Here is a 16,317-nt window from a genome sequence, read left to right as displayed (position 1 = left end):
CTGGTTCCACGCGCCCAAAGTCCCCGCAACATCGATCAGAAGGAAGACGCTCGTGACCCTCGACGCCATGCACTGGGTGTGGAACCACTCCCAGTCGAAGGGGAACACCCGGATCGCCCTGCTCTACGTGGCGGACCAGGTGCGCACTCTCGCGGCCGAGGTGCGCGTGGGGCAGCGCGAGCTGTCGAAGGCACTCAACACCGCGTCCAAGGGCACTGCCGAGGAGGCCGTGCGGCGGGCGATCCAGCTTGGCGAGTTGGAAGTTCTTGAGGCGGGAAGCGGGCGTCGGCCGGCGCTGTACCGACTGCCGAAGGCCGCCGGATACGTGCGACCGACCTCAGCTAGCGCCCCGGAAACCGGGGCACAAAATTTGGCCAGCGCCCCGGAAAGTGGGGCGCAAGACCCCGAAGGCACCCCGCGTAGCGCCCCGAAAACCGGGGCGCAAGAAAACGGTAGCGCCCCGGTTTTTGACGCTAGCGCCCCGAAAACCGGGGCACCTCCCCATACCCAAACTACGCAGGCTGCGAGCGAAGCCGGACGGCCGGACGCCTTCCAGATCATTCAGCCGCTTATCCACGCCATGACCAACGCCGGGATCACCGTCTCCTGGAGCATGCAAGCCAAAGACATGATCGACATCGCGACGATCGTGCAGCGAGCCGGCGTCGACGCCATGGTCACCTTCGCCCGCGACACCAAGGCCTCCTCTAGGCAGCCCGTTCGCTACGCCACCTTCTTCCTCCGCGGCGGATGGCGAGGCCTGCCCCCCGCCTCCAAGGCGCCCCCGCCCCGCAACAACCAGCGCAACCAGCAGCCCTGGTGCGAGGACCCCGATTGCGACCCCGAGACCCGCACCCGGGACATCGAGAACGACAAGGGCCTCCGCTTCTCCGACCCCTGCCCGAAATGCCACCCCAGCCGTAAGGAGTCCGCCGCATGACCGAGCAGCCCGACGACTTCGAGTCGCTCGAGCGGCCCCTGCCCGCCAGCCACCACGCCGAGCAGGCCGTCCTCGGCGCCATGATGCTCAGCCCCAGCGAAATCGACGGCGTCCTCGCCATCCTCGCCACCGACGACTTCCACACCCCACAGCATCAGACGATCTACGCCACGATCTGCGACCTGTACGGCCGTAGCCGCGAACCCCGCATCGATCCGATCACCCTGACCGACGAGCTCACCCAGCGCGGAGAGCTCGCCAAGGTCGGCGGGTCCCCGTACCTGTACCAGCTCGTTGCCGCCACGCCGTCCGCCGCGACCGCCCAGCACTACGCCGAGATCGTCCGCGACAAGGCCATGCTGCGCGCCGTCATCCGCGCCACCACCCGCGCCACGCTCCGCGCCTACACCTCCCACGGCACCGCCGCCGAAATCGTCGACGACGCCATGGCCGAACTCCAGACCGCCGCCACCGGTACCGACGCCGTCGAAGTCAAGCTGTCCGTCGGCGACCGCTGGTACGACTTCCTCCTCGAGCTGGAAGCCGGCTCCGACCCGCGCGCTCTGGACACGCCGTGGATGGACCTCAACGAGGTCATCGAGCTCAAGCCCGGCCAGCTCATCACCGTCGGAGCGGCGACCGGCGGCGGCAAGTCCCTGTTCGGCATGAACCTGGCCGCGCACGTCGCCCTCACCCGCGGCCGGCCCGTTCTCGTCGCGTCCATGGAGATGGGCGGCTCCGAGCTGATGGCGCGCCTCACCGCCGCTGAAGCGTCCGTGAACCTCGACCGGCTGATCCGCCGCCAGCTCAACGACGACGACTGGTCGAAGGTCATCAAGGCGTCGGACCGGCTGCAGAACGCGGGCAACTTCATCCTCGACGACTCGGCGAACCTGACCCTGTCGAAGATCCGGGCCCGCATGCGGTGGATGCACTCCCGCGGCGAGGGCCCCGCCATGGTCGTCGCCGACTACCTCCAGCTGATGACGCCGGAGGACACCAAGTCCTCGGCGAACCGGGCCAACGAGGTTGCCGCGATCTCCCGCGGGCTGAAGCTCCTGGCGATGGAGTTCGAGATCCCCGTCATCGCGCTCGCCCAGTTCAACCGTGGCGCGGCCGGTCGTCAGCCGGTCGTGACCGACTTCAAGGACTCCAGCGCGATCGAGCAGGACTCGAACGTGATCGTGCTGATGCACCGGCCCCTCAACGAAGACGGCTCCGACACCAGCGACCGGGCCGGCGAAGTCGATCTCATCGTCGCCAAGAACCGCAATGGCGCCTCCGGCCGCATCGTCCCGCTCTCCTTCCAGGGCCACTTCGCCCGGCTCCGCTCCATGGCCAGGGGGTTCTGACATGAACGTCGGCAACCGGGACTTCATCGAATACCTGTCCGACCACTACGAGACCGCGCGCCTCCGCCGCGAGCACGTCAAGGGCAGCGGCCTCGGCGGCGACATGACCATCGAAGCCCTCCCCACCGTCTACCGCGGCACCACCTTCCGGTCCGCCCTCGAAGCCTCATGGGCCGCCACCCTCGACAGCCTCAACATCACCTGGGAGTACGAGCCCGAGACGATCACCCTGCCCTCCGGCGCCCGCTACATCCCCGACTTCCACTGCCCCGAGATAGGCACCTGGATAGAGGTCAAGGGCACCGGCGTCCCCCGCGTCGAGAAGGCCTACGAGTTCGGCGAGTTCCTCGCCTGCGACTGCCCCCGTATCCGCGGCATCCTCTGCTGCTCGTGCCGCTGGACCGGCGGCGAGCTTGTCCTCGTCGGCAACCCGCCCGCCTCGTACAACCCGCCCTACGACGAGCACGACCACCGGCCGATGTGGGCCCAGACGATTGCCGCCCGCCGTCACGGCGGCCACATCAGCTGGACCTCCACCCGCAAGAACACCTGCTGGCTGACGCGCTGCGGCGACTGCGAACGCGTCGGCTGGTTCGACGGACGCCGCTGTCGTGGCTGCCGCGGCCCGTTAGCCGGCATGACCGCCCACCGCTCCGGCAGCGACGCCTTCGAGTTCATCCGCATCAGCGGACCCGCCCTCGACGAAGACGACGCCGAGGACATCGCCTGACCACCACCCGCCAGCCCGCCGCCTACCACCCCCGAAAGGACCCAGCCATGACCTACCTCGCCCCGCACTTCATGACCGACGCCACCCCCGAGCAGATCGAGCGCGAGATCCGCGAAGCCGAGGCCACCCGCGATCGGTACGACCGCAAGGCATCCGTCCTGCGCGGCCTGCTCGCCACCCGCAACGACCAGATCGCCGCCGGGACCTGGACGCCCAAGACCAGCGACGGCACCCCCACCCCGTGACCCCTGACGCAGGACGGTCCGCTCCCGGGACAAGCGGGAGCGGACCGCGACACCAGCCTGACACAAGACGAGGAGACCAAGTGACCGCCGCGTACCGCCACGACACCGACGCCCTGACCGTCATGGATTGGTTCTGTGGAGCAGGCGGCTCGAGCCAGGGAGTCCACGCCGTTCCCGGCGTCCGCGTCGAGCGGGCCGCGAACCACTGGCAGCTCGCCATCGAGTCGCACGCCGCAAACTTCCCCGCCACCAGCCACTACCAGGGCGACATCCGTAAGGCCCCCGTGTGGGACTGGCCCGTCACTGACATGTTCTGGGCCAGCCCCGAGTGCACGAACTGGAGTGTGGCCAAGGGCAAGCGCCGCGACTTCGCCGGCGCCATGCAGGGCAGCCTCCTCGACCTCCTCGCAGGATTTGACCAGGACGACGACGAACCGTCCGCGGAGGAGGAGTCCCGCGCGCTGATGGAGGAAGTCCCGCTGTACCTGCGCGGCGTCCAGGAGCGCGGCGGCCTCGTCAAGGCCGGGATCGTCGAGAACGTCGTCGACGTCCGCTCCTGGGACGAGTGGGACCGCTGGATCGGCGAGATCCACAAGATGGGCTACCGCACCCGGATCATCGCCCTCAACAGCATGCACGCCAACCCGCGGACCCTGCACCGGGCCCCGCAGTCCCGCGACCGCCTGTACGTCGGGTACTGGCATGAGTCCCTGGGCCGCACCCCGGACTGGGACAAGTGGCTCCGTCCCCGCGCCTGGTGCGAGACCTGCAGCGAGTGGGTGCAGGCCATCCAGGCGTGGAAGCGCCCCGGCACCGACATGGGCCGCTACCGCCAGCAGTACGTGTACCGCTGCCCCCGCACCGCCTGCCGCAACGCCGTGGTGGAGCCGGAGGCCCTGCCCGCGCTGGCGGCGATCGACTGGTCCCTGCCCGGTCAGCGCATAGGCGACCGGGCCAAGCCCCTTGCGGCGAAGACCCTGGCCCGTATCCAGGCCGGCCTGACCAAGTTCGCCACCCCGCTGGCTGACGGCCTCGCGGTGCCGCCGCTGATGATCCCCGTCGAAGGCCGCGACGGGAAAGACGCCGCCAACGCCAACAGCCCCCTGCGGACCATGACCACCCGCAACGAGACCGGCCTCGCCTGGCTGCCGTTCATCGCCGAACTCCGCGGCGGCGGCAGTGAGGCCCGCTCCGTCGCCGAAGCCCTCGCCACGGTGTGCGCCTCCGGCAACCACCACGGCCTCGTCACGCCGGGCCAGATCACCGAGCACATGCTCATCCCGTACTACGGCACCGGCGCGGCCCGCCCCGTGACCCAGCCCGTGGGGGCGCTCACGACCCGGGACCGGTACGCGCTGGTCCACGGCCAGCCCGCCATCGAAGACGTCCGCTTCCGGATGCTCGAGCCCCACGAGATCGGCCGCGCCATGTCGTTCGCCGACGACTACGTGGTCCTCGGCAACAAGCGCGAACGGGTCCGCCAGTACGGCAACGCCGTCACCCCGAACGCCGCCGAAGTCCTCGTCTGCGCCCTGGTGGAGGCCATCACCGGCGAACAGATCAGCCGCCATGAGACGCCCATCGAGTACGGGGCCGCCGCGTGAACGAGCCGTTGTCTCTGCGCGCCCAGGCCGTTGCCCTGCTCGGTGAGGGCGTGCCGCAGGCCGAGGTCGCCCGCCGCCTCCACGTCGACGACACCACCGTCCGCACCTGGTGCCGTGCCGCAGCCGGCCGGTCCCGGGTGCGGGTCCTGACCCGCAGGCAGCTCGAGGTGCTGCGGCTGGCCGCAAACGGCAACACGGCGGCGGAGATCGCGGGCTGGCTCGGGGTCACCGCGGACACGATCAACGGCACGCTGCGGCACGCCTACCGGAACCTCGGCGTCAACGACCGGGCCCACGCCGTTGCTGTCGCCTGCCGGGTTGGGCTGCTCCGTCCGGGCGACATCGTCCTGCCGGAGGCGCTGAGAGCCCGCCTAAGCCCCGCAGCCCCCGCTGTGGCTCCGTCACCCCAACTCGCCCCTCCTGGGCCGCCACAGGCCCGCACAGCCCCCAAGGAGACCCAGCCGTGACGCTCGCCAACGACCCCGGCGCCGCCCAGGAGGGCACAGACGCCCGCCAGACGGGCCAGGAGACGACGGACGACCTCCGGGAGCCCCAGGCCGCCACGGGAGCCGCAGACGGGCGTACAGGCCCGCACCCGCTCATCAGCGCCGGACACTGCGACGCCTGCCTCCACACCTGGTACGGCGCCGACGACAAGCCCAGCCTCGCCGACATGGTGCGCGCCGTACTCGAAGCCGACACCCCCGCCTGACCGTCCCGCCCGCACCACTGAGGAGCACCCGCCGTGACCCAGCCCGCCGCCCCGACGTGCAGCATCTGCGGCAACCCCGCCACCCAGCCCGTCCACGACGGCTGCCGCAAGCGTCTCGACCAGGCCCTCGCCGAACTCCCCAAGCGCTACGTCGACCTGGAGGCCGCCCTCATCCCTGGACGCGGCGGCAACGACGGCGGCCGGCGCGGCAAGTCCCTCACCCCGCCCGTACCCCTCAACCTGTCCGCCCTCGACCTTCGGGCCCGCGGCGACGAAGCCATCATCGGCATCGTCACCCGCTGGGAAGACCACGTCCGCGACGCACTCGCCTGGTCGCCCCGCACCCTGTACGGCAGCATCGAGCAGGCCATCGCCCACTCGGTGAAGTTCCTGCGGAACAACCTGCCTTGGATCTGCGAGCAGGACCCGGCCGCGGTCAAGGAGTTCGCCGACGACATAGCCCGCGTCCACCACCGGGCCGGGCTGATCATCACCGGTGAACGCGGCGAGATGCGGATCCCCCTCAAATGCGACGGCACCCTGCTCAACGGCAACCCGTGCGAGGCCGTCCTCAAGGTCACCATCTCCACCACCGCCCAGCAGTGCCCCCGCTGCGGCACCCAACGCGACCGCGAACAGCTGTTCAACCTCACCCCGACGAGGGCCGCGGCGTGATCAAGGCGAACCGGTAGCCACGCATCCACCCAAGCGCCATCATTCAGCCACACCACACCAGGGGGCGGTCATCGTGAAGAAGTTCCTGCTAAGCCTCGTAGCGTTCTGGCTCACTCTGTTCGCCCTTGGCGGGCTGCTCGCCCTGGTGAAGGACGGGCAAGTTGGGGCTGGCATCCTCGGCCTCATCTCCGCTGTCGCTGCGGCCCGCTGCTGGTGGCTGCGCTTCACCTGGGACCAGCGCGCCCGCGAGCCCCGCCTTCCCGACGTCGACCCCGGCAGACCCTGGCAGCACTGAACACGACAGCGGCCCGCCCCCACACCGGGGACGGGCCGCTTCGTTGCGTCTGGGGCTAGGCGACCAGCGCCGGCCGCTGACCCGGCAAGGCCACGCCCCGCATCCGCGCCAGGAGGTCGCGAGCGATCGAGTCCCGCTCAGCCGGCGGACGACCCGCCGGCATCACCAGCGCCACATGCCCGCCACGCCGGGTCGCGCCATAGCCCATGAACTTCTCCCAATCCACGACCGGGCCGTCGTCGTCGACCATGTCCTCCGGCGTGACCTCCTGCACCTCCGCGTCAGCCGCAGCCAGGAGGAAGTCCAGCGGGACGGAGGACCACAGGTTGGCGAGCAGGGACAGGGGCGACGTCGACTCGGTCGACTGCTGAGCAGCGGAGATCTGCGATACGCTCATGTAGACCTTCTCTCTGGGAAGAGGTTGGGTTTCTTGATCAGCGGGTGATGACCGCTGGTTGACCGGCCGGACGGGTGATGACCGTCCGGCCGTTCGCGTTTACGACGTCCAGTCGATGAAGTCTCTCCGGGGTGTCCACGGCGATGGGGTTCGCTTGGGCCGCTGCCGTCTGATGTCTTCGTTCTGCAGTTCCCAGCGGCGTTCCCCGTTGTGGTTTCGGTTGTAGCGGGGGCGACGTTCGCCGACTTCGGTTCGCTCGGCCTCCTCGGCGAGAGCCCTGCTTTCGAACCATTCGATGGTCTTTTCGGCGACCTCCGGCCACCAGTGCTTCTGGTTGGCGTGGTCTCGCCAGCGGCGCTTCGGGTTGGACGAGATGCCGACGTAGAGCAGTTGGTCGTCGTCGCCGAACAGTCGGTAGAGCGCGGTGCGTTCGGTGGACTTGGGCATGACGCTCCTATCCGTGCGTGTGGCGGAAGCCACCCTCACACCGGCAACTGTAGGAGGTTTGTTGAGAAGTGCGCAACGTTCTCGTTTGTATCAGGCACGACGAAGCCCCGGCGGCCATCTCGCCGGGGCTTACGAACGGCCAGGTCAGAACTCGTACTGCAGCTCGTAGAGATGGCCCGCCTTCGCCATGATTTCCACCTGGATCGGCCGGTCATCCACGCTGTAGGTCACGCGGAAGGTGCGCAGCACGGGCAGCTTGGTCGGCATCTTCAGCGCGCGGGCCTGCTCCGGGGTCGGCCAGCGAGCCGAGACCCTGTCGACGCAGCGCACCGGCGGGAGGCCGGCTTCCGCCAGCACCCGTCCCACGCCACCGCGCACCTTACGCTTCTCGGCGATCGGAGTGCCCTGGGCAAGCTCTAGCGGGACGTAGACCTCGACCAGCTCGCACGGCTTGTCGTCCAGGAACAGAACCTGGCGACGCAGCAGCGCCTTCTCGTCGTCCGCCAAGCCGAACGCTTCACGCACAGCCTTCGGCGGGACGACCGACTCGACGGCCAGCAGCTCGCTCTTGCCCGTGGAACCCTTCTTCTCGGCAGCGCTGATCCACTGGTACTTGCCGCCATCCGTGGGCGGAGTCTTGTAGCTGGCTGGCTCCATCGTCTGCTGCGGATGCTTGCGCGCCATCACGCCCAGTCCCTGCCGGGAGTACGCCAGCCCCTCCTTTTCCAGGGTGATGACGGCGTTTCGGATGGTCTGCGAGGCGGCGCCAAACTGCGCGGTGAGATCTCTGCTGGAAGGCAGCTTCTCTCCGGGCGGGATGTCCCCCGAAAGGATCCTGTCTCGCAGGTAGGAAGCGATCTGGTCCTGGGTTGACCAGACGGTGGTCTCGTCCTCGTGTTCGTCAGTCATGTCAGTCGACCTTCATTGAGTAGTTGAGCCGCCCAATGCGGCCGGGCATGACCATCGCGGTGACCTCGTAAGGGGTGCCGTCTTGGTTGGCGATGACGCGAGTGAGGGTGAGAACCCACTCGGCCTCGTCGGCGATGCGCAGGTCTTGCAGCTCCTGTCGCGTGGGAGGGCGCGTGGCGATCCGCTCGTCCACCGAGCCCGGCGTATAACCGAGTTCTGTGAGTAGCGAGACAGCCCCGCCTCGGATCTTCCGCTGCTCGGTCAAGGCCGTGCCGCGCGCCACGTCGGCCGGCCAGTAGGAGTCGGCAACTTCCACAGGTCGGTCGTCAAGCAGGACGAGGCGGCGCCTTGTGCCGACAGCTGTCCCGGGTGCCACGCCGAGCGCGCGTGCGATTTCGGCGGGTGCGTTGACTTCGCCAGCGAAGAGGATCCGCTGACCGCCGCGCCCGCCTGCGGTGGCTGCCTCCTGCTGCCAGGTGTCGCCCATGGAGGGCTTGAGGTACGGCGTTGACGATCCAGTCCACCCGGGGTCGGTCACTCCCAGCTCCTCCAGTGCGCGACATCTCTTGAGGCATCCAGCAATTCCCCCAACGATAAGCCCTGGCCACGGCAGGCGTCGGAGCTCTCTGTAGGCATCAGTGCATGCGAGACGGTTGGCACTTCTCAAGAAACCACCTACAGTAGAGAAGTCAGACCGCCACTCCTGGATTGGAGCGCTTAATGCTGCCTGCCAGCAAGAACCTGCTGACCGTGGGGGAGGCCGCGGCAGCGCTGCGCGTCTCCAAGCCGACGATCTACCGCTGGATCGCCAACGGCGAGCTGCCGGCGATCCGCTACGGCCAGCCCCGACCCGTCGAGGACACGCGGCGAGGCGGAGCCATCCGCATCCCCCAAAGCGCCGTCACCGCCTTCCTGACCGGCACCCCCCACCCCACCGAGGAGATCGCATCGTGACCACCGCCCTGACCCCGCCCCCGTACCTGCTGTCCGCCGCCGACGAGCGCGCCCACGACCTGGCCTCGCACGTCCGCGTCGTCCACGACGTGCCGCCGGAGCCCGAGCTGGTCGAGCTGCTGGACCGGACGATCGGCGTCATCGCCCGCTGGGAGGCGGAGGAGATCGCCGCCGACATCGCCCTGTACCTGGCGCACGGCGGGGCGGAGGACAACCCGTCGATCCCGCCGATCCCGCCCCCGCCGCCGAAGTCGGCCGACGTGATCCAGCTGCACTCGGCGACGCGTCGGTTCCAGGCCGCGGCCTGAGAGCCGAGTCCGATGTTCACGGCCTGCGACTGGTGCGGGCAACGCGACGAGGACCCGATCAAGCCCCAGGACGACGACTAGCTGCCGGGCCGCGGCGACCACCCCCACCCGCGGCCCGGCGCACCACCCCACGCACCACCACCCCAACCCGAAGGGAGCCCGCCATGGGCCGCAACGACAACAACACCCCGACCCGCCTCACCGACGCCAACGGCGACGTCTGGCGGCAGACCGAGGCCTTCGACCCGAAGGGCAACGCCGAGCCCGTCTACTGGTGCACCACCGCCCCGGACGACCGGATCCTGAGCGCCCGCGAGGTTCGCGAGAACGGCGACGGCTTCTGACCGATCCAGCTCGCTGCCGGCTGGTAGCCCGGGCGTCAGGACCCTGCACCCCCTGACGGCCGGAGATCCGACCAGACACCCCGCCTCGACCGATGGAAGGACCGTCATGCCGAAGTGCGCCCTTGTTCTGATCGTCGCGCTGGTGGCGCTCGCCCTCAGCTACCCGGTGATCCTCGCCGCCCTCGTCACCGTCGCTGTGGCGGTCGTGACGAGCACGGTCGGCCAGCTCGCCATCGCCCTGGTTGCCGGAGCCCACCTCATCGGGCACCGCAGCCACCAGCACGCCAAGTAGACCCACCGACCGGCGCCTCACTTCACGAAGGGAACGAACCGATGAGCAGCTGGAGCGAAGAGCGCCGGCTCAACAGTGCGGCCGAGCGCGAGCAGCAGCGCAAGGACGACGACGCCCGCGCCGAGCGCATCGCACGGCAGCGGCAGATAGAGGACGAGCGGCGCCGGCAGAACCGGCTCGCCGACAAGGCCGAAGCGCGCGCCGAGCAGCTGCAGCGCCGTAAGGACCGCGCCAACCGGCGCAAGGAGCGCGCCGCCACCTGGGCCAGCATCACCGAGCCCGCCAACGCCTACGGCCGCGGCACCACCGCCCTGGTCACCGCCTCCGTGCTGGCGTCCCTGCCCGCACAGTTCATCCACTTCGTGGCCATCAGCCCGATGATGCTCACCGTCCCGATCGCGATCGAGGGCGGGGCCTGGGTCGCGTTCGCCGGCGTCCGGTACGCCGACGCCAAGGGGCTGCCCGGCTGGGTCCGCTGGATATTGCGGGTCCTGACCGTGACGGCCGCCGGATACGCAGCCCACATCAACTACGAGTACGGCGCCAGCATCGCGCCTGCCGCGGCGTGGGGCCTGGCCGGCGTCACCCTCGGCGGCCCGATGTTCGCCGAGATCCGCCAGTGGGTCATGGCGATGTCCACCGCGACCCGGTCCGGTGCCGGCCGTAAGGAGGCCAAGGCGCGCCGGAAGCACGACAAGCAGCGCCGCAGCGACTGGAAGGACGTGCAGAGGATCGCCGACCGGCTGATCTCTGCCGCACCCTTCGGCACCCTCTCGGAAGAGGACGCCTTCAGCCAGGCGTGGTTCATCGTCAACGGCACCCACAAGCGGGGCGTGACGGCGAGCCTGGAGCAGATGGCCACGGCGTCCCGGGCGCGCATGGCGAAGGCCGTCGCGGGCCCCGACGCCACCCCGGAAGCCGACGCCATAGACCGCTTCCTGGAGGACGTCTTCGGGCCCGGTTGGGGCGATGACGGAAACCCCGGCGGAGCCACCGCAGGAGCCCCGCACGGTGACCCGGACGGCGGCGGAGACTCAAACGCCCGACGCCTTCCCCGCGGCACCTCTCAGGGCCGTACAGCCCTTGGGGGTAAAGGGAAGCGCGGCATTCGAGGCCGCGCCACCAAGGCCCCGCTGAAGCCCCTCGACGAGGCCGACCTCGACGCCGTCCGCCGCCTCGCCGACGGACTCGGAGACGCCGCAAAGCTCAGCGTCTCCAACGTGAAGACCGCCGTCGGCGGAGGCCGCAACGAGTACCTCATCCGGCTCCGCGACGCCGTCCGTGCCGAGCGCGAGAACTGACCCCGCCGCCCCCGCCGAGAAGGACTGAACCCGCCATGACTGAGACCGCCGTTCCGCCCCTGCCGGACCCCGAGTCGCGGCCCGCGCTCAGCCTCGTCAAGGACGAGACCGAGCCGGTACGCGAGGAGCGGGTGCCCCGCCCGCGCCCCGCCTGGATGCAGTCGGGCACCGCCCTGAAGCAGCACGCCGACTACCACCGGGCCAACGCCCTCGACTGGGCCATCCACCACGTCACCCACGCCCCCTACTACATGGGCTGGTCCGTGCGCGGCTACCGCAACCTCGGCCGACGCTGGATCGCCGCCCACCGTGAGGACTACCCGCAGCTGATCGCCTCGGCCCGCGCCGCCATCAAGGAGGCCAACGGGAACCCGGGCAAGGAGATGAAGGCCAAGGCGCTGAAGGACCACCACCGCGCTGAGTACAAGCTGCACAAGCGCAAGCACCTGAAGAAGACTGCCATCTGGGCCGGTATCGGCGTGCCCGTCGTCACGGCTGGTGCCGTCGCCGGCACGGTCTTCATGGGCGGACTGTGGGTGCAGATCCTTCTGGCTGTCGCGTTCACCGCTGTCGGCGCGTGGCACGGCCGGCCGGAGACGCCCGCAAAGCCTGAGGTGAAGGCGCCGCGTCGCCCGTCGCAGCTGGGCGAGGACACCATGCGGCGTGTCCTCGTCGAGGCTGGCGTCGTGCCCGAGAAGCGCGCGGAGGAGATCCGTGGCGTGGGGATACCGCACAGTGACGGGCCCGGCACCGCCACCATCGTTGACCTACCCTCGGGCATCCCGGCCTCCGCCGCCCTCGCGAAGAAGCAGCAGGTTGCGTCCGCGATCGGTGTCCACGTCGACTGGATGGACCTCGACATTGACCGCAGCCCCGGCAGCAGCGAGTCCCGCCTGAAGGTGTGGGTGTCCAGCGAGGACCCGTTCAACGTGGTCCGCCGCTCCCCGATCCTCGACCACAAGGGCAAGATCGACACGTGGCGAGACGGTGTGACCCCCTCGTTCGGCAAGCGCGGCAACCCCATCGACCTGTACATCCGTGACACCAGCCTCCTCGCCGGGGGCGCCACCCGCCGCGGCAAGGGCATGCTCCTCGCCAACATCCTCATCGGCGTGGCGAAGGACCCGTGGGTCAACGTGCGGGTCTTCGACGGCAAGGGCACCGCCGAGCACAACCCGTTCGCGCCCCTGCTCGCTACGTTCGTCAAGAGGAACGCGGAACGGCTCGCCATGTTCCTGCGCGCCGTCGTGCAGGAGATGGACCGCCGCTCCGACCTCCTCGACGAGTACGGCTGGGAGAAGATCGACGACGACAACTACGAGGAGGCCATGCGGCTCCTCGGTGGACGCGAGCTCATCGTCGTCGACGAACTCGCCACCTACACCCCCAAGGGCACCAGCCCCTGGGCCGACGAGATCACCGAGAACCTGTCGCAGATCGCCGCTGTCGGCGCCGCCCTCGGCATCATCCTGATCAGCCTCACGCAGGTTCCCGAGGTTGACGTCGTTCGCGGCCGGCTCCGCCAGAACCACGTCGGGCGGGCCGCCATGAACACCGAGTCGGCGCAGGCATCCAACACAATCCTCGGCGACGGCATGGCCGGACAGGGCTACGACGCCTCCCGTATTCCGATCAACCAGCCCGGTCGGCACTTCCTCGCCACCCCCGAGACCGGCGTGATCGAGGCCCGCTCCTACCTCGTGAAGCCCGACGAGAAGCGGCAGGTCGCCGAGGAGGCGTACCGCATCCGTGAGGCTGCCGGTCGGCTGCCGGGGCAGTTCCTCGACCCGATCGAGTCCCTCCTCGCCTCGTGGACCGGCGTGTCCTCAGCAGCAGGCGGGGAGCGCGGCAACGGCCGCATCCTGCCGGGCGACGTCCTGGAGCGCCTGGAGGGCCTGGCCAAGGCCACCGGCCGCGGCAACGTCACCAACGCCGAAGTCTGCGAAGGCTTCGCCGCGATCGACCCCCGCCGGTACGGGCGGAAGGACGGCGAGATCGACACGGCGTGGGCGACCCGCGTCGGCAAGGCCATCAAGGCCGAGATCGTCGCCAAGGGCGCCGTCCTCGAGCCGAAGCGGCTCCCCGAGGTCGACGGGACGCGGCCCAACGGCTACACCCTCAGTGACATCACCGACGCCCGCAATGCCCTGAAATGACCCATGGCTGAGGCTGGACAGCAGCCACAAAACCGCAGGTCACGCGCTGGACACACCCTGGACAGCCGACCTGTCCAAGCCCCGCCCCGACACCCCGCTGTCCAGCCTCCGTCCACGGCCTGACCTGCACGTTCCCAAGCCCGGTCCAACCCCAGTCACCCCGGAGATGACCATCATGGAGCCGCTCGCCCGCACCAGCGGGATCCGCCACTGGACGCCCCGCGTCGCGCCCGCCATCACCACCACGACCGTCCTCATCGCCGCCCGAGCCTGGAACGCCGACGGAGCCGAACACTCGATCGGCGCCGCCATCCTCATGGGCGCGTTCGCCGTCGGATCCGCCGGCTTCGGCATCGCCTCCGCCGGGGGCGAGAACTCCAACCCCACCATCACCGCCCTGTCCTTTGCGGGGGCGGGGGCGTTCGCGACCGCCGGAGTCGCCGCCTACAGCGACGGCCTGGCCCTCCCCATCCTGCTGTGGCTCCTCGCCACCATCGCCGTGTACGCCGTGTGCTCCCGCTACTGGCGCGACGACCTCCGGGCCGAACTCGACCACCAGCGGGCCATGGAGAAGACCCGTGAGGACCACCGGCACGGCATCCAGATCGAAGCGTTGCGCGGCAAGACCGCCGAGCGAGTCGCCGAGACCACCAAGGACGCCGCCTACGCCGCCCAGCTCCTGGCCGCCCACGCGCACCGGCAGATGCTCAACGTCCACCCCGACCTCGCCGGCATCGACGCCGCCTCCAAGATCCTCCTCGGCGACAGCGAGCAGGTCGGCCAGTGACCACCCTGAAGATCCAGGCCATGACGCTCAACGGGCAGCCCTACCGGTGCCCCGAATGCGACATGGCCTCCTACACCCTCGACACCGCCGGCCCCATCCCCGGCTGGCCCGCCACCTTCAACTGCCTCGTCGGCTGCACCTGGGAAGACCCGATCATCACCAACCGGGTCGTCGACCAGATCCTCAAGAGCAGCAGCGGACGGAAGACCGCCAACGATGACGACACCTTCCGGATCGTCATCAGCAGCGTCGTCCTCGAAGGGATCCTCGTCCCCGAGGTCACCCTCGCCGACGTGAAGCAGATCGGCGGGATCTACTGGCGGCGCATCGCCAAGCCCGCCCTCCGCAAGCAGAAGACCCGGGCCAAGCGGGCCGTCCGCCGCGGCGCCCGCAACGCCGTCGTCAAGCCCGTCAAGAAGGCCGCCGGAGCCGCCAGCGCCGTAGCCCTCACCACCGCATGGGAAGCCCAAGCCGGAGGCTGGGACGAACAGCCCATCGAAGACCCCTGCCTCGCCTGCGAAGGCGCCAAAGGCTTCGAGATCGAATCCCGGCTCTACGGCGACGGCTGGATCGACTGCTCCGTCTGCTCCGGCACCGGCGAAGCCGCCTGACCCTCAACCCTCAAGCCAAGGAGAACGCCATGCCCAGGACCACCCAAACCCGCAGGACCCTCGCCGTCCTCGCCATACCCGCCGCCGTCATCGCCCTCACCGCTGGCACCTGCAACCCGGAGGCCGTCGGCCCGTCCGGGACCGTCACCGCCCGCGAGTTCAAGCGGTGGGACTGCACCGGCCACTGCAAGGCCCGACTGTGGCTCACCACCCGCGACAGCAGGGGCGTCACGCACCGCTTCGAAGTGTCCAAGCCGACCTACCGCGAGTGCGGCATCGGCGAGGCCTACCCGGGCTGCAAGCCCTGAGGCACAGGACGGCCCCCGCCGCGGGAATCGGCGGGGGCCGCGTCGTTCACGGTAGCGCGGGCCATCCACCGGCCGGTGGCCGCCGTGTGGAGCGGGCCGAGCGATGGCCGCAGGTTCAGAAGTTCGCAGGCGCGGGCGATCAACACAGCACACTCAGCCTCCGTGTCCGCCTGCACCGTCACCACCACGCCCATAGACGCAGTGTGACGGAACGGCGACAGCGACCGCAGCCCGTTGTCCGTGGCGGCTGAGACAATTCAACGTTGACCCCGGCGACGGCGGTAACCGTCCCGGGGCCTGGCCGATCTAAATAGGAGATCGACGTGGCCAAGCATGGCAGGACCGAAGCTCTCGTTCGGAACCCGTACCGCCCCAGAGGGATAGGCGGGAACAGCGGAGACCGGATCCCCTACTCGTCGCGTGTCGATCGGGACGATCCGGCTCGCACGCACATCCTGATCACCATTCACAAGATGGAGCAGGCCGGCGTCGAGATAGACGACCGTGCCATCGAGATCGCCACCAAGCTGGGGCAGTGGCATTACAGCGAGGCTCTGAAGGAAGAGCCTGTGGCGCCTGGCGATGTGCCGCGGTGGAAGAAGGGCCCGCGCGAAGCAGGGGACCGGCAGTGCTGGATCTACTACGTGCGGATCGGGCACCTGATCAAGATCGGGACGAGCATGGCGCTCGATACCCGCTTCACCACCCTGCGACCTAACGAGGTGCTGGCCCTTACGCCTGGCGGGGAGATTTTGGAACGCGAACTACACCGGCAGTTCGCCGACCTCCGGGCCAACGGAGAGTACTTCCACCCCGGAAAGGCCCTGCAGGATCACATCCTGGCGCTACGAGAAGAGCACGGCGTCCCCACGTGGACAGCCTCAGTCGTCCCAGACGGACAGGACTTCTTCCAGCGCGGGTGACCTGTGAGTCCTGCTTGCGAAGGGCTT

Annotated in this window: 23 protein-coding genes; 19 read left to right on the top strand and 4 right to left on the bottom strand. The window is 69.5% G+C overall.

Annotation, left to right across the window (positions count from 1 at the left end):
* The first annotated feature begins 52 nt into the window (after positions 1 to 52).
* The 9 genes from ABZ312_RS11585 (at position 53) to ABZ312_RS11545 (ending at position 6,553) form a co-directional block, all read left to right on the top strand.
* Entirely contained in the window at positions 53 to 940 is an 888-nt protein-coding gene (locus ABZ312_RS11585) for a hypothetical protein (RefSeq protein ID WP_500437389.1), read from the top strand.
* Entirely contained in the window at positions 937 to 2,292 is a 1,356-nt protein-coding gene (locus tag ABZ312_RS11580) for a replicative DNA helicase (RefSeq protein WP_500437388.1), read from the top strand. The genes ABZ312_RS11585 and ABZ312_RS11580 overlap by 4 nt, the downstream gene beginning before the upstream one ends.
* Position 2,293: 1 nt before the next feature.
* The gene (locus ABZ312_RS11575) at positions 2,294 to 3,022 is read left to right on the top strand and encodes a PDDEXK family nuclease (RefSeq protein ID WP_500437386.1); all 729 of its coding nucleotides are present in this window, start codon (positions 2,294 to 2,296) and stop codon (positions 3,020 to 3,022) included.
* Between the two features lie 47 nt (positions 3,023 to 3,069).
* On the top strand, positions 3,070 to 3,267 hold the full coding sequence (locus ABZ312_RS11570; protein WP_500437384.1) for a hypothetical protein: 198 nt from the start codon (positions 3,070 to 3,072) through the stop codon (positions 3,265 to 3,267).
* Positions 3,268 to 3,347: 80 nt separating this feature from the next.
* Positions 3,348 to 4,871 (top strand): DNA cytosine methyltransferase, encoded by a 1,524-nt coding sequence (locus ABZ312_RS11565; protein ID WP_500437382.1) that lies wholly within the window; start codon positions 3,348 to 3,350, stop codon positions 4,869 to 4,871.
* Positions 4,868 to 5,338 carry a LuxR C-terminal-related transcriptional regulator gene (locus ABZ312_RS11560; protein ID WP_500437380.1) on the top strand — a complete coding sequence of 157 codons (471 nt, stop codon included), beginning with the start codon at positions 4,868 to 4,870 and terminating at the stop codon, positions 5,336 to 5,338. Before ABZ312_RS11565 ends, ABZ312_RS11560 begins: the two co-directional genes overlap by 4 nt.
* Positions 5,335 to 5,583: a hypothetical protein gene (locus ABZ312_RS11555; protein WP_500437378.1), complete on the top strand. Its 249-nt coding sequence runs from the start codon at positions 5,335 to 5,337 to the stop codon at positions 5,581 to 5,583. The genes ABZ312_RS11560 and ABZ312_RS11555 overlap by 4 nt, the downstream gene beginning before the upstream one ends.
* A gap of 33 nt (positions 5,584 to 5,616) precedes the next feature.
* Positions 5,617 to 6,258, top strand: coding sequence for a hypothetical protein (locus ABZ312_RS11550; RefSeq protein WP_500437376.1), 642 nt, complete (start codon positions 5,617 to 5,619; stop codon positions 6,256 to 6,258).
* A 73-nt stretch (positions 6,259 to 6,331) separates the two neighbouring features.
* Positions 6,332 to 6,553 (top strand): hypothetical protein, encoded by a 222-nt coding sequence (locus ABZ312_RS11545; RefSeq protein WP_500437374.1) that lies wholly within the window; start codon positions 6,332 to 6,334, stop codon positions 6,551 to 6,553.
* Positions 6,554 to 6,608: 55 nt separating this feature from the next.
* Here ABZ312_RS11545 and ABZ312_RS11540 read toward each other — a convergent pair whose 3' ends face one another.
* The 4 genes from ABZ312_RS11540 to ABZ312_RS11525 all read right to left on the bottom strand — a co-directional run bounded on the left by ABZ312_RS11540 (position 6,609) and on the right by ABZ312_RS11525 (position 8,844).
* The gene (locus tag ABZ312_RS11540) at positions 6,609 to 6,950 is read right to left on the bottom strand and encodes a hypothetical protein (RefSeq protein WP_500437372.1); all 342 of its coding nucleotides are present in this window, start codon (positions 6,948 to 6,950) and stop codon (positions 6,609 to 6,611) included.
* A 99-nt stretch (positions 6,951 to 7,049) separates the two neighbouring features.
* The gene (locus ABZ312_RS11535) at positions 7,050 to 7,397 is read right to left on the bottom strand and encodes a GIY-YIG nuclease family protein (protein WP_500437370.1); all 348 of its coding nucleotides are present in this window, start codon (positions 7,395 to 7,397) and stop codon (positions 7,050 to 7,052) included.
* 144 nt (positions 7,398 to 7,541) lie between these two features.
* Positions 7,542 to 8,306, bottom strand: coding sequence for a GntR family transcriptional regulator (locus ABZ312_RS11530; protein ID WP_500437368.1), 765 nt, complete (start codon positions 8,304 to 8,306; stop codon positions 7,542 to 7,544).
* 1 nt (position 8,307) lies between these two features.
* Positions 8,308 to 8,844, bottom strand: coding sequence for a UTRA domain-containing protein (locus tag ABZ312_RS11525; protein WP_500437366.1), 537 nt, complete (start codon positions 8,842 to 8,844; stop codon positions 8,308 to 8,310).
* Positions 8,845 to 9,026: 182 nt separating this feature from the next.
* Here ABZ312_RS11525 and ABZ312_RS11520 point away from each other — a divergent pair, with 182 nt between their 5' ends.
* The 10 genes from ABZ312_RS11520 (at position 9,027) to ABZ312_RS11475 (ending at position 16,290) form a co-directional block, all read left to right on the top strand.
* Positions 9,027 to 9,260 carry a helix-turn-helix domain-containing protein gene (locus ABZ312_RS11520; protein WP_500437364.1) on the top strand — a complete coding sequence of 78 codons (234 nt, stop codon included), beginning with the start codon at positions 9,027 to 9,029 and terminating at the stop codon, positions 9,258 to 9,260.
* The gene (locus ABZ312_RS11515; RefSeq protein ID WP_500437362.1) at positions 9,257 to 9,568 is read left to right on the top strand and encodes a hypothetical protein; all 312 of its coding nucleotides are present in this window, start codon (positions 9,257 to 9,259) and stop codon (positions 9,566 to 9,568) included. The genes ABZ312_RS11520 and ABZ312_RS11515 overlap by 4 nt, the downstream gene beginning before the upstream one ends.
* Before the next feature lie 164 nt (positions 9,569 to 9,732).
* Positions 9,733 to 9,912, top strand: a complete 180-nt coding sequence (locus ABZ312_RS11510; RefSeq protein WP_500437360.1) for a hypothetical protein — start codon at positions 9,733 to 9,735, stop codon at positions 9,910 to 9,912.
* 106 nt (positions 9,913 to 10,018) lie between these two features.
* Positions 10,019 to 10,204 carry a hypothetical protein gene (locus ABZ312_RS11505; protein ID WP_500437358.1) on the top strand — a complete coding sequence of 62 codons (186 nt, stop codon included), beginning with the start codon at positions 10,019 to 10,021 and terminating at the stop codon, positions 10,202 to 10,204.
* Positions 10,205 to 10,245: 41 nt separating this feature from the next.
* Positions 10,246 to 11,505, top strand: a complete 1,260-nt coding sequence (locus ABZ312_RS11500) for a hypothetical protein (protein ID WP_500437356.1) — start codon at positions 10,246 to 10,248, stop codon at positions 11,503 to 11,505.
* A 35-nt stretch (positions 11,506 to 11,540) separates the two neighbouring features.
* The gene (locus ABZ312_RS11495; protein ID WP_500437354.1) at positions 11,541 to 13,661 is read left to right on the top strand and encodes an FtsK/SpoIIIE domain-containing protein; all 2,121 of its coding nucleotides are present in this window, start codon (positions 11,541 to 11,543) and stop codon (positions 13,659 to 13,661) included.
* 166 nt (positions 13,662 to 13,827) lie between these two features.
* The gene (locus ABZ312_RS11490) at positions 13,828 to 14,448 is read left to right on the top strand and encodes a hypothetical protein (protein ID WP_500437353.1); all 621 of its coding nucleotides are present in this window, start codon (positions 13,828 to 13,830) and stop codon (positions 14,446 to 14,448) included.
* Positions 14,445 to 15,059 (top strand): hypothetical protein, encoded by a 615-nt coding sequence (locus ABZ312_RS11485; RefSeq protein WP_500437351.1) that lies wholly within the window; start codon positions 14,445 to 14,447, stop codon positions 15,057 to 15,059. Before ABZ312_RS11490 ends, ABZ312_RS11485 begins: the two co-directional genes overlap by 4 nt.
* Positions 15,060 to 15,088: 29 nt before the next feature.
* Entirely contained in the window at positions 15,089 to 15,367 is a 279-nt protein-coding gene (locus ABZ312_RS11480; protein ID WP_500437349.1) for a hypothetical protein, read from the top strand.
* 323 nt (positions 15,368 to 15,690) lie between these two features.
* Positions 15,691 to 16,290 carry a GIY-YIG nuclease family protein gene (locus ABZ312_RS11475; RefSeq protein ID WP_500437347.1) on the top strand — a complete coding sequence of 200 codons (600 nt, stop codon included), beginning with the start codon at positions 15,691 to 15,693 and terminating at the stop codon, positions 16,288 to 16,290.
* Positions 16,291 to 16,317 lie beyond the last annotated feature (27 nt).

The sequence above is a fragment of the Streptomyces sp. NPDC006207 genome (assembly GCF_040613835.1).
Taxonomy (GTDB): Bacteria; Actinomycetota; Actinomycetes; order Streptomycetales; family Streptomycetaceae; genus Actinacidiphila.
Note: the sequence above shows the minus strand (reverse complement) of the source record. Positions and strands in the feature narration are given on the sequence as shown.

Excerpts from the sequence above, each read along its gene's own strand:
- ABZ312_RS11580 (WP_500437388.1), top strand. The coding sequence starts at position 937 with ATGACCGAGCAGCCCGACGACTTCGAGTCGCTCGAGCGGCCCCTGCCC.
- ABZ312_RS11575 (WP_500437386.1), top strand. The coding sequence starts at position 2,294 with ATGAACGTCGGCAACCGGGACTTCATCGAATACCTGTCCGACCACTAC.
- ABZ312_RS11570 (WP_500437384.1), top strand. The coding sequence starts at position 3,070 with ATGACCTACCTCGCCCCGCACTTCATGACCGACGCCACCCCCGAGCAG.
- ABZ312_RS11540 (WP_500437372.1), bottom strand. The coding sequence starts at position 6,950 with ATGAGCGTATCGCAGATCTCCGCTGCTCAGCAGTCGACCGAGTCGACG.
- ABZ312_RS11535 (WP_500437370.1), bottom strand. The coding sequence starts at position 7,397 with ATGCCCAAGTCCACCGAACGCACCGCGCTCTACCGACTGTTCGGCGAC.
- ABZ312_RS11530 (WP_500437368.1), bottom strand. The coding sequence starts at position 8,306 with ATGACTGACGAACACGAGGACGAGACCACCGTCTGGTCAACCCAGGAC.
- ABZ312_RS11520 (WP_500437364.1), top strand. The coding sequence starts at position 9,027 with ATGCTGCCTGCCAGCAAGAACCTGCTGACCGTGGGGGAGGCCGCGGCA.
- ABZ312_RS11510 (WP_500437360.1), top strand. The coding sequence starts at position 9,733 with ATGGGCCGCAACGACAACAACACCCCGACCCGCCTCACCGACGCCAAC.
- ABZ312_RS11505 (WP_500437358.1), top strand. The coding sequence starts at position 10,019 with ATGCCGAAGTGCGCCCTTGTTCTGATCGTCGCGCTGGTGGCGCTCGCC.
- ABZ312_RS11500 (WP_500437356.1), top strand. The coding sequence starts at position 10,246 with ATGAGCAGCTGGAGCGAAGAGCGCCGGCTCAACAGTGCGGCCGAGCGC.
- ABZ312_RS11495 (WP_500437354.1), top strand. The coding sequence starts at position 11,541 with ATGACTGAGACCGCCGTTCCGCCCCTGCCGGACCCCGAGTCGCGGCCC.
- ABZ312_RS11490 (WP_500437353.1), top strand. The coding sequence starts at position 13,828 with ATGACCATCATGGAGCCGCTCGCCCGCACCAGCGGGATCCGCCACTGG.
- ABZ312_RS11480 (WP_500437349.1), top strand. The coding sequence starts at position 15,089 with ATGCCCAGGACCACCCAAACCCGCAGGACCCTCGCCGTCCTCGCCATA.